We start from the raw sequence: 15289 nt of genomic DNA on the forward strand, positions 1-15289 counted from the left end.
ACGGCCTTGCTTATGCAGTCCAACCAAGCTTTAAGGGTTAAGTCTTGTCTAGCTTTAGTCTCCGGTGTGGTTTGAGAAGCACAAGAACTCAATATTAATGCAAGCGAGGTGAATGTTATAATTCTGAATATATTCATTTTTTGCCTCGCGATAATTGAAATTTATTTCACTATGTTCTCGACGTTATTGCGCATGGACCCGCGTACAGTGGGTGGTTCACGTTCACGTTACTTTATACTTGATCTTCTCATAAGTCTTGAGACCAGAAAAGGGGCGATGATATCGCAGGAACCTGCTTTATGTCTCGAAATGTATACCTCTGAGACTTTTTGTTGAGAGCCATTATTGACTGTGTCTCATCTATGTCTCATAAGTGTGTTCTCACAAATACTAAGACCTTGGAGACATGCGAGATGACTTTGGTAGCCTATGCCCGTGTATCGTCTACGGGACAATCGCTGGACGTGCAGCTTGAGAAGCTAGAGGCACTGAACCCGAGCAAGGTGTTCCAAGAGAAGGTCTCGGGAGTTGACCGTGATAGACCAGAGCTAGCTAAGGCTATCGAATATTGCCGCGAAGGTGATACTTTCGTTGTCACGAAGATTGACCGTCTGGCCAGATCGACACGCGACTTGCTCAACATCATTGATGAACTGGCCGCGAAAGGCGTGGAATTTAAAGTTCTGGATCAGAGCATCGACACGACCACGCCCACCGGTAAGCTTACCTTGCAGATATTGGCCAGCGTTGCGGAGTTCGAGAACAACATCCGTAAGGAGAGACAAGCGGACGGGATCGCCAAGGCCCGGAAGGACGGAAAGCAGTTGGGCCGTTACCCAAAGATGACCGATGACACCATAGGGCAGATTAAGGCGCTGAGAGGTCAAGGCGTTTTGATCAAGGACATCATGGTACAGACTGGTATGTCGAAAGCCTCGGTATATAGAGCCTTGCAGCCCGAACAGTGAGTAGTATTAGATTAGGTGCCGTCCTAGCCTGACACATCAGACCGCCCCATTTATCTCCGCTCCGCTGATACCCACCGTCACCACTTTATGGAACCGTAGCCAACCACTGTGGGCTCAAGTGGGCGTTAGGTTGTCGCCTAGCTTTATATCTCGCAATCGTTCCTTTCGCAGGACCGTAGCCGACCGTTGCGGACAATAGCGGGCGTTAGGTCGCCCCCTAGCATCATCATTTTTTGAAATGTTGACCTTAGCGCTCCCGTCAGAACTGCCGTTGCCTCCCGGTGGAACGATGGTCGAGCGCTGAGGTGAGCCTTTCTAGATCGTTCAGCCGAGTTACGGGCTAATCCGATTGGTTCATGTCTTCGGTCGTTTGAAGTTCGTGTTTCGCTATCGGTTCCGCAGGGACGTGAGCAAGACCGCCCATCAACAACTTAGGAGGACAATGCCGTTTGACTGCACAGCCATCGGAAAGGGCTACCTTCCGCGACCTAAACACCGCCCACGTCACTTTAGCAAGGACCGTGGAGCCGCAAGAGAAACCGGCATATTGTTACCAAGGCTACCCGGAGCGGCATCAGTATAAGACCATATCGCACTACTGGACTGCCCGTCCGGGAACCGAAGTGCTCAATCGCGCAACCGGAGAAATCACGGTTGTTCCTGAATATTTATTCGCTTCTGGCAAGTCCCTGACCATCTCGAAATTTGCAACGAAGCTTGGAAAAGGCCCACGGGAAACCAGAGCAATCCTTGCGGAACTTGGCGTGCTCCATTCGGAAATCAGAGTGAAAATGGTCCCCGCTGTAATCGCCTTCTGTAACGGTTCCCCTGAAATGTGGGGGCAGTCTGCGCAATCCAAGCCGAAGTATGAAGAGACCCTGCGGTTGTCCGAATGGGCGGTGAAGATGAGATATGGCTGTCGGGTCCCTACGGTTACGGGGCATGACTGCGATATCCTAACCGCGTCCGGAATGAAGTGGATTGAAGAAATTGTCAGTCTTGTAGATCGGCAGACAGAACCCAAGCCCCCAACTAAAGCCGCCGACATCATCGAGGGATTGCTCAAGTTGGACCCCGCTGTAACTCCGGTTGCCATCATCGAGAAGACCGGGCTTCCTAAGATGACCGTATATCGGAATTATAAGAAGCTCAGGGAAATGGCCTGAGTACCACTTTCTGTCCTTGCCCATATATAACGAGCGTTACACCATGGTTTGCCTGACAACCAGCCAGAACAATGTCCTTCGGGGAACCATAGCTTCATTCGCGAACCTCAATCCATTTCTTAGGTTGCCTACGGTGGATCGAATGTTTCTATGGCGGGACCATGGTCAAGGGGACTAGCCCTGAAAGGGGACCCCCTTTGTAAGGTCATCTAAACGATCAGCCAAACAACGTCCTTCGGGGAACCGTAACCCTTTGTGTCGCAACGGGCGAAGGCCCCTTTGGTCTGGCCATGGTCAAGGGCTGCGCCCGTACAGAATTGGGGTCTCAATAATTCAGACCTACCAACATTGGCGGTAGTCTTACCTTAGTGTGCCGGTCCCCGGATTGGCTAAGGGCCACTACCGTTCCACCTAAAGATAAACGCATCAAGCAATCATTGGCTCGAAGCAATTCGGGCCTTTTCTATTTGAAAGGAGAATTAAAACAATGAGAACCGACACCCGCTCGCACATAGACGCGACGGTCCGCAGAACACAGCCTAACTGGTTCGTTGAGTGTCTAAGGATAGGCGTGCCGCTGGCAGCATTACCGGAAACACCTCCCCACGACGCACCTTACGCCGACAAGTGTCGTTACACGTGGAAACTTCGGAAACTATGGGAGCAGCGGGCAGGCCGCAGGATCGAACGTCTGACGCCTCCCGGCTACCATGACAAGCTTACTACAAAGCGTAAGGCGACCAGATTTAACGAGCGCAGCATTGCCCAGGAACATAAGGAATAGCATGAGCGAAACTAAATCAGCCCTAGACGTCATTAAGGGTTTCGAAGGTTATTCAGATAAGGCCTATTGGGATGTCAATCACTTCCGCGCCGGTTACGGTTCCGATACGACAACCCTAGCAGATGGCACAGTACAGCCAATCTCCCGTGAAAGCGTTGTCAACCGTGACGACAGCGAGCGGGACCTTGCCAGACGGGCGGCCGATTTTGCTAAAGGCGCGTCTGACACTATCGGCGCTGATAAGTGGAACGCCCTCCCCGGCAATGTACAGGCGGCGCTAACGTCCACCGCGTACAACTATGGTTCCCTGTCGAAGGTCCCGGCAATCGTCCGTGCAGCACAGGCCGGTGACATTGAAGGCATCGCGCAGGGTCTTGAAGGTGTCAAGGGTCATAACGACGGTATCAACTCTGGCCGTCGTCAGAAGGAAGCCGACATCGTTCGTGGTGCTGGTGGAACCGGTGCCGACTATACCTACACCGCAAGCACCGAAGTCCCCCTTACGCCGACCGCAGCCGTCGCCGGTACTCCTAGGGTTACGCCTGAGGAAGGCCCCGGTTGGGTTGATACCGCTATCGACGCTTGGCAGCAGAACAGCCCTACGGCGAACATCCTACGCTCTAGCCCTCTTGCCGATGACCCCAATTGGCAGAAGCCGAACGTACAGAAGCTAGAGGCTGACCTGAAGGCCGCTAATCTCGACCCGGAACGCTATGCTAAGTTCCTTGGCAGTTCCACTTCAGAGGCCGGTTATATGCGTCAAATCCAGTACGCACAGGCCGACCGCGACCGTATGGAACGGCTTGCTCAAGCAGGTCTCAAGGGTATTGTCTTGGACTTCGCTACTCAGGCTTTGGACCCCGTTAACATCGCCATTGACGGCGCAACAGCAGCCGTAGCCCCTGAGGTCATCCTAGGGAAGTATGGCTACAAGGTTGGTCGTGTATTGAGTGCCGCCCTCGCCGGTGGTGCCGCAGGTCTCGCACAGTCGGCGGTAAACTATGGTTTCAACCCCAACTCAACTCAGGAAGACCTTCTGATGGGAACGGTTGTTGGCATGGGCCTTGGTGCGGTCGTAGGTCGCCTCAAGTCCAACCCCGCGACAGCTAGAGAGGGCCAAGGTCTACAGGACATCGGTCACCAGATAATCGCAGAACATGAAGGTGTTGCTTATGTTCCCCGTGGCTCCATGGGTGCAGCCTATAAGGGTGATGGTAAGTTCTACATTGACCATGACGCCTTGAACGCCCTTGAACATGGCGACATCCCCACTACAGCCTTCCGGGCCGTTCGTGGTGACTTGTCTGCCCGTGGTGACGCCTCAATCAACCCCGGTACTCGTGCAGTTATGGGCGGTCTCGTTCAGGACGGCACCGGTAAGGTTGGTGGCGCAATCAACGGTATGGCGGCATCTGAGGACAAGCTGCTCCTCGAAAGCGAACACATGGCGGCTTTCCATCGGACCTATCAGCCCATGCGCAAGCAGTTCATTGACGCGGGTGGCACTAAAGACGACTTCAATAGTCGTGTATTTAGCTACATTGAAGACCGCCGCATCAACCGCAATGACTTCTATCCTGAAGAGGTACGGAAGGCCGGTGATGCCTTTGCCACGGTCCGCGCAAGTGAGCTTAAGCTGCAAAAGAACGCGAGGGTCCGCGAAGGTGGCGAAGCCCGTCCTGTACAGGGTGCAGACCTTACGCCTGAGAACAAGAACTATGTCCCACACGAATGGGACACGGTGAAGGTCAATCTGCTCAATGAACACCTAGAGGAAGACGCCGTCCGGCTGACCCTGAAGGGTGGATTGCGCAAGGCCAACCTTAACGCGGACGAGGCCACGTTGGACCGTATCTCTGCCGGTATGCTCAAGACGCTGTCCGGGCGTGGTGCTGGTATCGATAAGAACGACTTCATAGCCCGCGTATCGGGTGCCGACGTTGAGGACGCCCTGAAGGCACTGGTTGAACATCACGGTATCTCTGAGGAAGACAGTAAGGCGTTCTTCGCAGCATTTAAGAAGCAGAAGGCCGCTAAAGACGACGCCGGTAACCCAACGCCGTTCAAGACCCGTGCGCTTATTGACGTTGATTATAAGCTACCCTACCGGCCTAAGGTCCGCGATACGGGTGTTGAATGGGATCGAGACTTGACCCTCAAGGACTTGCTCAACACGGACATTGAACACCTCAACAACAAGTACACCAACCGCGCGGCGGGCAACATCGCCTTGGCGCGTATGCACATCATCAATCCGGCCACCGGTGAGACGATTGTAAACGGCGTGACGTCTAATGCTGAATGGGCTGGATTGCTGAGGGACCTTGCTAAGAAGGGTGCAAACAGTGGTCAGACAGAGGCACAGATCGCCATGGACGCCAAGCGACTTAACTACGCCTACGAAATGATCAAGGGGACGTATCAGCATGATATGTCAAGCAATGGCTTCGGTAAGTTTCTCCGGGTAGTCCAGAAGTTCAACTTCATTCGCGTTATGAACCAAGTGGGTCTCGCACAGATACCGGAACTTGCGAACAACGTGGGCAGTGCCGGACTTACGGCGACCATGCAGCAAATGCCGGGGTTCCGTCGCATCGTTGGGCGTGACGGTGTCATGCACCTTAAGGATGGCTTTGGGGATGACCTAGAGGCTGTCTTCGGTCACGGTTTGGATCATTGGACACGCACCGCTGAAGAACGACACGACGCCGCATTAGATGCCATTAAGGCGTCGAGGGGTCAGACGTTCGAGGCTCGCTACCAGAAGCTTAACGGCATCTTGGATAAGGGCGCACGGATCACAAACATGATGTCGGGCATGCACGGTATCGACACCATGTCGCGCCGTTGGGCCTACAAGGCAATCGTCCAGAAATTTGCTAATGCCGCCGCAGGTCGCGCAAGCTTTTCCGAGAAGCGTTTAGCAGACATGGGGTTGTCCCCGGAAATGTTCACTCGGGTTAAGGTCGAACTTAAGAACGTCGATAATGTTTCCATGGACGGTAAGAAGGTGACCGGCCTTAATCTCGATAATTGGCAGGACAAGGAAGCCTCTGAAGCTTTCCGCCGCGCTGTCCATCGCAAGGCAAACGAGGTCATTCAGAAGAACGACATTGGCAACATGGCTATGTGGATGGGTACGCCGCTCGGCAAGACGCTTATTCAATTCCGCTCATTCATGGCAGCTTCCTACGTGAAGCACACCCTGAAGGGCCTGTATATGCATGACCCTGAAGTCATGATCAATGCCGCTATTGGTATGGCCGTGGCGGCGGGTGTTTATGAAGTGCAGACCCGCATCAACGCTGTTGGACGTTCGGACGCCGATAAGTACCTCAAGGATCGCTTGTCCCCCGATAAGATTGCCCTAGCGGCCTTCTCAAAGGTTGGCGTGTCGTCGGTTGTTCCTATGCTGGTCGATACCGCGATCACGCCTATGGGATACAAGCCTCTATTCTCCTATTCCCGTACATCTGGTCAGGCGTCAGACTTGTGGTTAGGCAACCCAACCAAAGGCTTTGTTGACGACATTGGTATGGCCGCAGGTGCCGCCCGTGGTATTGTTGCGGGCAACCCATCGCAGCAAGAGCTTCGTTCTCTCAATAAGCTTATGCCTTTCAACAATGCCTTCGGCTACCTTCAGCTATTCAACGCTAGTTTCTCGGGCTTTTCAGAGCGGACCCCGAGTGACCGCCGCAAGCAAACTGAAATCTTCCAATAATCAAATCTATGGTGGGGCTTAAGAGCCCTGCCATTCCTAGAGTCATACAGCGCCGTTTGCAGTGAGATGGGGAATTATATCATCCTTCCCGCTGAACGCGCCCCTACACCCCAAGGGGAGAGAAATAGTACACATGAGCATTGAATTAACGGGGCGGTATATCCTCGTCCATACCGACGGTTCCTGTATCGGCAATCCCGGTCCGGGTGGTTGGGCCGTCGTCCTGCAATCCATGGACGGCAGTCTGCAATTGAACCAGAAGGAACTCTCAGGCCACGTTCCTGATACCACGAATAACCGCATGGAGTTGAGTGCAGCCATCGCAGCTTTGGAGGCCATCAAAAACAAGGAACTCCCCGTCATCATCCGCACTGACAGTTCGTACCTCGCGAATGGAATGACCAAATGGCTCGAAGGCTGGAAGCGTCAGGGCTGGAAGAACCGAGACGGAAAGCCAGTACCAAATTGGGACCTATGGGAACGTCTGGATATTTTGAATGACAGCCGCGTTCATTGGCAATGGGTTAGGGCGCATGACGGAAACGAGCTTAACGAAGTAGCCGACAAACTAGCCAAAGCGGCGGCGCACAGCGCTCCTTAAGTGGCGGGCTTCGCTGGAAAATGAAAAAGGCCACGGTCTGCATCACCGTGACCCTTATTCAAACCCTCTAGCACAAGGGGGCTTCCGGTCGAAAGGCTGGAAGCTTCCCGCATATTATCCTAACTACCGGCGACGACGCAAGGCTATTTCTTGTGTGTGGTGAAGATTTATTATTCTGTCTTCCGGAATATTTGCGCTATTGCAATAGTTCTACTTTGGTAACAATTGCGGAAACGCAAGTAAATAACATTAACTCATGTGTAAATTACTATTGACGACTTGGCGCAAATCAGCGCATGACGCCTGTGTATGTAAGTCGTAGTTAAAAATCACATGGAAGGACTTAGAAATGCTCTTCAAGACTGCTCGCTTTGAAATCGAGATTAGCCGCTATGACCTATACCTCCGGGTTCGCCTGTTCGGCAGAACCTTTGCGACGTTTCGCGATTGGTCGGGCCAAGGGCTTAGCTCCTCAGACGTAACAAAATAACGACCAGCCACGGGGTACTAATTTCTATCAGCTTGAGGTACTGTACCAACGAACAGACAGAGCGGGCGGATTGCTCTAATAGATTGATATTGCGGTAGTTTCGTCGCTTGCCGGATAGGTTCGATTAATGCGATCTGGACCGGCAGGGGGCACCATCCCAAAAATCACCCATTGTTTTTACCGCGTTTTTGAGTTGGGCTTTTGGAAGCCTCGTTTTCCTCCAGCATAAGCTGTGCATCTGCTTTCCCACAAGCAAGGGTTGTTTTCCCAAATCCAATGGGGCCGGCAAACGAATTTCGATAGCAGTCCATAAGTAGTCGTACGCATAGAAAGCTTGTGATTTCCGTGGTTATCTTGACTTGCATCCTCATATTTTTTTATGCGGCTGTGGCGATGACAAGGAGAGGTATTCTTATGCGCGCGTTGACCGAAGCTGAAATTGAAATTGTTTACGGTGGTTGCGGCCCTGGAGGATCACCGACAAAAGACACTGCCGCGACCTGCCAAGGTGTTTATGGTGCAAGAGCGGGGTTCAGTGGTGCTACTAAAGGCGGCCCAATTCCGACCGCATACCCAGGGACACATAGTATCAGCCCACGCGAGGGTGTTGCGGGAATAGGAGTAGCTGCGGGAACGGCAGCATCTGTATTGGTTGGTTGGCCAAAAGCTGTGGCAACAGGCATCGCCTTAACAGCAGCGGCTGTTGCAGCGGGCATGGGTAAAGGTGGCTGAATGCCTTTCGGCTTTAGTTGAAAGGTTCAGTTCATTGAAATTATCGGGCTTGATATGAAATTCAACGTCATAAGAATAGCTTGTGAAGTGGCGAGTATTATTTGCTATATTTTGTTAATATTGCTATTTGGCGGTACGTGGCAAATGATAATATTTAAGATAATTATGTTGCCTCTATGTGTTATGTCTGGATTATATTTGCAGTATTTTAAAAGTTTACCACATTATTCCAATATTTATTATGCGGTAAAATCGATTTTAAATTCACTTTTAGCTACATGTGTACTTTGTATTTTTATTTGGAATCCAAGTGTGTCTGTTGTTGATATTCTTATAATAACATTTATGTCACTCGCAATTTGTTTTACATTGTCAATGATATTTCAAATTGACATGATGAAAAAGTAATCACTCCTCACATCTCATAAATATAATCGTTGCGTCGAGCAAACGTGAAATTGTTTGATTAGTCCGGCGATGGTTGTTCTAACGATTATCCATCCGTTGCAAGATGCAGCCAGGACAATGGAAGTATATTGCATGCAGGAACCACCCGCAGAGAAAAGTGATAACGAGAAACAAAATCGTATAATCAATGGAATTGGCGGGGGCGTAGGTGCACTGGTGGGCAGCCTAAGCGGATCTTTCATTTTTCATAATCTGATGATTGGCATCGCAGCAGGCGCCCTGGTGGGCTGCTGCGTCGGTATCGTTCTTAATTGGGTATGGCGTAGATAGATAATGACAATGCGCGGGCTGGCAGCGGTTCTTAACGTGTCAACCGAAACAAAAAGACGACGAATAGCTTCTGCAGGGGCAAGCATTGGTGCAGGGGCTGGGAACATCATGGGTAGCGTTGGTTACGGGTATCTCACCATCATGGTGGTCGCCGTCAAAACTGCGGCCACTGCCCATTTCCTCCTGTCTGTATTGATCTCTCAAAAATGGCCCATACGTCTGCCCGGTTCTGTAGATTGACCGGAGCAGACGATAAGTCTCATAGCCAAAATCACTGACGTGGCATGTCTGCGTCCCGCCGCTTCATCGTCATAAATACAAAGTGAAACGTCACGGAATTGTTGCACCCGGCGGAATATGGTTAGGTCCGCAGGCGTCGACCGGACGTTGAACTTTGGCTCGGCGTGCCATTTTTGATTGCTTTTTGAATCAAGGGAGAACGCTGATGCCACAGACTCCGACAATCATTCTCGTGCATGGATTTTGGGGTGGGGCCGCCCACTGGAGCAAAGTCATTGTAGAATTGAAGCGGCTTGGCCATGCATCGCTGAAAGCCGTTGAATTGCCATTGACGTCCCTGGCGGATGATGCCGAGCGCACCCGCAAGATGATCGCGCAGGAAAGCGGTCCGGTGCTGCTGGTGGGCCATTCCTATGGCGGGGCCGTCATCACGGAAGCCGGCAACCATCCCAAAGTGGCGGGCCTGGTCTATATCGCCGCCTTTGCGCCTGATGCCGGTGAGAGTCCGGGCGGGATCACCCAGAAGAATCCGCCGCTCGGCGCCGCCAATCTCGCACCCGACAGCGACGGCTATCTCTGGGTAAAGCAGGACAAATTCCACGAAAGCTTCTGCCAGGACCTGACGGCGGATGAGGGGCTGGTGATGGGTGTAACCCAGAAGGCGCCGCTCGCCAGCACCTTCGGCGATGAAATCACCAATCCGGCATGGAAGTCGAAGCACAGCTGGTACCAGATTTCGAGTGACGACCACATGATCCATCCCGCCAATCAGGCGTGGATGTCCGGCCGTCTCGGGGCGAAGAAGGTGATTACGCTGAAGGCAAGCCACGCATCGCTGGCCTCGAAGCCGGTCGAGGTCGCGGCGCTCATCGATGAGGCTGCAACGTATCAATAGACTGAACTGTCGCGCGTGCCAGCCTCCGCATCCCCGTCGGAATGCGGAGGCTTTTGCATTCTATGCACGGCGCTTGCAACCCCTTATAATCGATGCAAGGACCAACCACATAAGCCTTGGCGTTCCGATCTGGCGGCCGTGCCGTGGTGTCGTCATTCCAGGTCGTGTGCAGACGTGATCATGACGGGGTATTGCAATGCAATCTTTGGTGAATTTGAAAGTGACCTCGCCCGGTACGGGCGGCGGCACCTGGCCGGCTCAACGCAGTGAACTGCTCGACTGGCTGATGATCGAGACGCGCAATCAGCGCTTCATCGACAATATCCTGGTCGAGATGGGCGAACGGCTCGTGGATGCGGGCGTGCCCGTTGCCCGGATGTCGCTGCATCTGAGGATACAGCACCCGCAATGGCGCGGCGCCCGCATCCTGTGGAGGCGCGGTGCCGCCGAGGCGGAAATCCGCACATTCGAATATGGGGCCGAGCAGACTGCCGAATATCTGAACAGCCCGCTCAACGACATTTCCGAGGGAGCCGATGAAGTCCGGTTGCACTTTGACCAGGCCGGCGACACCGGGCAGGAATATTCGGTGGTGGGCGAACTGCGCGCCGAGGGGCTGACAGACTACGTGGCCTGGCCGCTGGAGCACACCCTTGGCAAGCGGCATGTGGTGACCTTCGCCACGGACCGGCCGGGTGGCTTCGGCGATGATCATATGGCTGTTCTGGCGGACCTGCTTCCCGCTCTGGCGCTGGTCAGCGAGATCCGGCTCAAGAACCGCTTCGCCCGCACGCTGCTCGAAACCTATGTCGGGCCGCATGCCAGCGAGCAGATTCTTGCCGGTGCCACCACCCGCGGCAGCGGCGTCACCGTGGGCGCAGCGATCCTGATCTGCGACCTGCGCGATTTCACCGCGATCTCGGACGCCTGGCCCCGCGACAACGTCATCGAGCTGCTCAATGGCTATTTCGATGCGATGTCGGAGCCCATCGAAAAATATGGCGGGGAAATCCTCAAATTCATGGGCGATGGCCTGCTGGCCATCTTCCCGCTGAGCAATCCGAAGGCCTGTACCGATCTGCTGCATGCTATCGCCGAAGCGCAGGCGGCCATGACCGCGTTGAATGCCGACCATGTTAGGGAAGGGCGCAAGCCGTTGGGTTACGGCATCGGCGTTCACGTCGGGGATGTCATGTACGGCAATATAGGCTCGCGCAAGCGGCTGGATTTTACCGTCATCGGACCCGCCGTGAACATTGCCTCGCGCCTGGAAAGCCTGACCAAGCAGGTCAAACGCCCGGTTCTGCTGTCGAAAGCCTTCGTCGATTTGGCCGAGGTCGAATGCAACATGGAGAATCTGGGCTCCTATGCGCTCCGCGGGCTTGATGAACCCATTGATGTCTTTGCGTTCTCCGGTGATTGCCTTACTGTGGCAGAGATTCCAGCCTGATGTGGTGATTGGACATAACGAGGAGAATGCACATGGCCAATCCCCCGCGCCGACCGGTAAACCCGATGGCAGCCGCCGAAGCACTGTTCAAGCCGGTTGCCAAGAAAATTGTTCTCCCTGTGCGTGAGACACCGGCAGTGCCCCATGCCAAGGAGCTCGTTTCGATCCGGATCGATCGCGCCGTGCTGGAACATTTCCAGGCGGATGGGCCCGGATGGCAGGATCGCATCAATGATGTCTTGCGGGCTGCCATTCAGAAGAAGACCTGAAGCGGGTACGCGGTACGCGCCAAACTGCCAAACCGGATATGCCAAGGTGAGATGATGAATGACTTTTATATTGGCCAGAAGGTCGTTTGCATCGATGACAAGTTTAAGAATGTCAGCATCGATCAACTGATCCGCAAAGGCCAGATTTACACGGTACGCTGGGTCGGCATGTACAAGCACTATGTCGATGGCGAGTTTGTCGGCATCAAGGTCGAGGAAATCCATCGCGGCAATGATGATGGCCCGGAGGGCTATGGCGCGGCCGACATGCCCTATCGCGCGACGCGCTTCCGGCCGCTGGTCAAGGACAAGATCGGTTCCCTACGCAAACTTCTGGCGCCCAAGCCGGATGCACCGGTCGAACCGGAAAAGCCTGCGCCCGTGAAAAAGAAGGAAAAGGTATAGGCCTTACGCAGGCCTGCATCATTTCCGTCCGGTCAGTCCGCGCAACCGTTCGCGGACGATACGGGCAATGTTCTGGGTGCGCCGGTAGAGATGGATCTGCGAGGCGGCCTGGCGGGCAGCGCGATCCGATGCCGGGGTCAGGCCGATCACCAGCGTGCCGATGCTTTCGCGCTCCTGAAACAGGCGGGATGCGACGGGATGATCGGGAACGGCGCAGGAATCGGTGCGATCGATGTTCGGATCGTCCAGATGGTTCTTCAGCATCTCGATCATCAGGAGAACGCCGGGCGAATAGGCGGCAAGGTTTTCATCATAGGCCGTTTTCCAGGTCCACGCCTGTCCGGCCTCGACGAAGACCACCAGAACGGCAATCGTCCGGCCATCCAGCTCGAGTGTGTGGATGCGGGCGAGATCGCGGCCCGCGAGATTGTTGACGGCTTCGCGGGCGAATGCCGCGCGGAACCGGTCGACCGCCATGGCCGAGCCGCGCTGGCCTTTCCAGCCGCTGGCTTCCACCGCGAGGAAATCCTCGAGCCGTGCGCGGATATCGTCTTCCGTGCGGCTGACCGTGTAGGTCAGCTTGCCCTGCTCCGCCAGACGCCGCCACAACCGCCTGTATTCCTTGGCGTGCCGTGTTCCCAGCGCTTCGCGCAGATAGGCGTCGCCCTCCTGCGTGCTTTCCAGAAATGGCCGCTCCACAGTGCCAATGGTGGTCGTGGGCAGGTTGCGGTCAAGCGCGACCGAACGGAAAAGCTGGGCGACGGGACGATTGAGGAGAAGATCGGGCAGCACCAGAACTTCCGGAAACTTGAGATGCTTGCGCGCAAGCATATCGAAGAGGTCGTTGAGGACGCCGACTGGGTCGTCGCGGTCGATCAGCGGGGTGCCCTGCGGCCCGAACGGCGTTGCCCAGGCCCGCAGGATCGATGCGGAAAAGGTAAAGCCGGGACGCTCGATCGTATAGGGCATCAGGAAGCGCAGGCGGCTCTTCACGTCATTCTCGTCGCGCACGACCATGAACCGCACCTGACGGTCATCGAGGCGGGGCATGGCAGGCGCCAGGAAACGCGGATTGAAGAAGACGTTGGGTTCGATGGTCCGGTAGGCGAGGTGTTCCAGCTCCTCCGAAAGATCGAAACCGGCGGAAGCGGAATAGACGGACAATTTGCGCGGCACGCCGCGGCTTCCCAGGGTTTCCTCGATCTGCTTGGCCGCATCGCGCGATTCAAAGCCGGCCAGCTGCGAAATGATCTGCGAGGACGGGCCGCCGGCCAATTCTTCGAGAAGCGGTATTGCAGCCATCAGATCTCTTCCTTGGCAGGATTCCTGCCGGCGAAAACAAACATTGTGATGTTGAGACGGTTGTAAACGGTCAACGCCAGAACAAGCGCTTCAAACACCATCGAGGCGGCCGTGGCGCAGGCTGCGCCTGCAAGGCCGTATCGTGGTATCATAAAAATGCTAAGGCAAATATTAACGACCAGGGTAATCGCGTAAACGATGGCGCAGATTTTCTGTTTTCCCGCCATGTTCAAAAGACTTTCGGCCGGTCCGACCGAAGCGCGCGCCACCACGCCGATCACCATGATGAACAGCAGCGGATAACCTTCGGTGAACTGTGCACCGAAAAGCCAGAGCAACGGCTCACCCAGAACCAGCAGGACAATGGCCATGGCCAGCGACGGCCAGAACGTCCAGCGCGCCGTGTCGCGGGCAAACTGTTCGAGCCGGGTATGGTCGAAATTCTGCATCAACTCCGAGTAGCGCTGGGCCGCGCCCGCCTTCACCGAGAAGTAGACGAAATGCACCAGGGCAAGCAGCTTGACGGTGGCATAATAGGTGGCGACCTTGTCGGGATCCATGTAGCGCCCGACCATCAGGACGTCGGCATTGGTCAAAAGAAAAAAGAACCCCTCGACCAGAAAGATCGGCAAGGACACGGCGAGCCAGTCGCGGAAATGGATGGCGCGGGGCCCGGGCGGCACGACGCCGCCGAAGCGCTTGCGCACGGCAAAGAACTGCAGAACCGACGTCACGTAGGTCGCAATAACGGCGGAGCCGAGAGCCGTCATGGCCGTCGGCGCCAGACCGCTGATATGGGCGATGCTCATGACTACGAGGGTGAGGACGGGACGGATGATATAGGTCGGGGTCAGGGCAACCAGCACCCATGAGCGCGAACGCGCCGTTCCATCAAGCGTATCGCCGAGGGCAATCATGGGCAGGCATATCAGCCCGACGAGGAACGGCGCGATGTAGTAGGTCTCGATCAGGTCACGCAACGCGTAGATGAGAACGGCACCGGCGAGCGCAATGCCGGTGGTCATACTGACCGCAAATGTCTTGCTGGTGAACAAAATCCCGCGCAAAAGGTCGTATTGCCTGCGCTCCAGATATTCCGGCACGAAGCGGATGACGGTGGTTTGGAAGCCGAGGCAGGACAGGTTCCCGAGGATGACGACCGTCACCCATACGAGAACGAAGATGCCGTATTCGAACGGGCCCATCCAGCGGGCAAAGATCACCTGGGAAATCAGGGCAATGCCGGCGCTGATCACGCGGACGAGGAAGGCAATCAGGGAGACGCGCTGGGCAACGGCGTGTTCGTTCGAGCCGTCAAGCAACTGATCCAGGCGTGATAACCAGGGACGAAGACGCAGTGACAGCTTTTCCGGTAAAAATCGGTCTGCAGTCGTTACCGCAGAAAATCGCACGCGCAGCTCCACCTGTTGGCATTCCAAGGAGATATAGTCCGTAAACGTTTAAAAAACGTTCGGCCAGACCGACAGTTGCAACGGGTTCGAAAAAAGCAAAAGGCCGCGTCGTTGAA

General features: G+C 54.9%; 10 protein-coding genes. 8 read left to right on the forward strand and 2 right to left on the reverse strand.

Annotated features, from left to right (window positions below; genetic code table 11):
- Window positions 1-413: 413 nt before the first annotated feature.
- From ACP7B1_RS03370 to ACP7B1_RS03405, 8 genes are all read left to right on the forward strand, one after another.
- Window positions 414-968 (forward strand): recombinase family protein, encoded by a 555-nt coding sequence (locus ACP7B1_RS03370; RefSeq protein WP_229490864.1) that lies wholly within the window; start codon window positions 414-416, stop codon window positions 966-968.
- A gap of 449 nt (window positions 969-1417) precedes the next feature.
- Window positions 1418-2134 carry a hypothetical protein gene (locus tag ACP7B1_RS03375; RefSeq protein ID WP_229490866.1) on the forward strand — a complete coding sequence of 239 codons (717 nt, stop codon included), beginning with the start codon at window positions 1418-1420 and terminating at the stop codon, window positions 2132-2134.
- Window positions 2135-2919: 785 nt separating this feature from the next.
- Complete coding sequence (locus tag ACP7B1_RS03380) at window positions 2920-6639, forward strand: glycoside hydrolase family protein (RefSeq protein ID WP_229490868.1); 3720 nt, start codon at window positions 2920-2922, stop codon at window positions 6637-6639.
- Window positions 6640-6772: 133 nt separating this feature from the next.
- Window positions 6773-7240, forward strand: a complete 468-nt coding sequence (rnhA, locus tag ACP7B1_RS03385) for a ribonuclease HI (RefSeq protein ID WP_229490870.1) — start codon at window positions 6773-6775, stop codon at window positions 7238-7240.
- Window positions 7241-9645: 2405 nt separating this feature from the next.
- Window positions 9646-10335, forward strand: coding sequence for an alpha/beta hydrolase (locus tag ACP7B1_RS03390; protein ID WP_346308207.1), 690 nt, complete (start codon window positions 9646-9648; stop codon window positions 10333-10335).
- Between the two features lie 196 nt (window positions 10336-10531).
- Window positions 10532-11785: an adenylate/guanylate cyclase domain-containing protein gene (locus ACP7B1_RS03395; RefSeq protein WP_346308206.1), complete on the forward strand. Its 1254-nt coding sequence runs from the start codon at window positions 10532-10534 to the stop codon at window positions 11783-11785.
- A 32-nt stretch (window positions 11786-11817) separates the two neighbouring features.
- Window positions 11818-12054 (forward strand): BrnA antitoxin family protein, encoded by a 237-nt coding sequence (locus tag ACP7B1_RS03400; RefSeq protein ID WP_346308205.1) that lies wholly within the window; start codon window positions 11818-11820, stop codon window positions 12052-12054.
- Between the two features lie 51 nt (window positions 12055-12105).
- Window positions 12106-12459 (forward strand): CAP-Gly domain protein, encoded by a 354-nt coding sequence (locus tag ACP7B1_RS03405; RefSeq protein WP_105734556.1) that lies wholly within the window; start codon window positions 12106-12108, stop codon window positions 12457-12459.
- Window positions 12460-12477: 18 nt separating this feature from the next.
- Here ACP7B1_RS03405 and bspF read toward each other — a convergent pair whose 3' ends face one another.
- Window positions 12478-13761, reverse strand: a complete 1284-nt coding sequence (gene bspF, locus ACP7B1_RS03410; protein WP_223613524.1) for a type IV secretion system effector crotonyl transferase BspF — start codon at window positions 13759-13761, stop codon at window positions 12478-12480.
- Entirely contained in the window at window positions 13761-15173 is a 1413-nt protein-coding gene (locus ACP7B1_RS03415; RefSeq protein ID WP_346308204.1) for a lipopolysaccharide biosynthesis protein, read from the reverse strand. The genes bspF and ACP7B1_RS03415 overlap by 1 nt, the downstream gene beginning before the upstream one ends.
- Between the last annotated feature and the right edge of the window lie 116 nt (window positions 15174-15289).

The sequence above is a fragment of the Phyllobacterium sp. SL163 genome (assembly GCF_049896885.1).
Classification (GTDB): Bacteria; Pseudomonadota; Alphaproteobacteria; order Rhizobiales; family Rhizobiaceae; genus Phyllobacterium; species Phyllobacterium calauticae.

Excerpts from the sequence above, each read along its gene's own strand:
- ACP7B1_RS03370 (WP_229490864.1), top strand. The coding sequence starts at position 414 with ATGACTTTGGTAGCCTATGCCCGTGTATCGTCTACGGGACAATCGCTG.
- ACP7B1_RS03380 (WP_229490868.1), top strand. The coding sequence starts at position 2,920 with ATGAGCGAAACTAAATCAGCCCTAGACGTCATTAAGGGTTTCGAAGGT.
- rnhA (WP_229490870.1), top strand. The coding sequence starts at position 6,773 with ATGAGCATTGAATTAACGGGGCGGTATATCCTCGTCCATACCGACGGT.
- ACP7B1_RS03390 (WP_346308207.1), top strand. The coding sequence starts at position 9,646 with ATGCCACAGACTCCGACAATCATTCTCGTGCATGGATTTTGGGGTGGG.
- ACP7B1_RS03395 (WP_346308206.1), top strand. The coding sequence starts at position 10,532 with ATGCAATCTTTGGTGAATTTGAAAGTGACCTCGCCCGGTACGGGCGGC.
- ACP7B1_RS03400 (WP_346308205.1), top strand. The coding sequence starts at position 11,818 with ATGGCCAATCCCCCGCGCCGACCGGTAAACCCGATGGCAGCCGCCGAA.
- ACP7B1_RS03405 (WP_105734556.1), top strand. The coding sequence starts at position 12,106 with ATGATGAATGACTTTTATATTGGCCAGAAGGTCGTTTGCATCGATGAC.
- bspF (WP_223613524.1), bottom strand. The coding sequence starts at position 13,761 with ATGGCTGCAATACCGCTTCTCGAAGAATTGGCCGGCGGCCCGTCCTCG.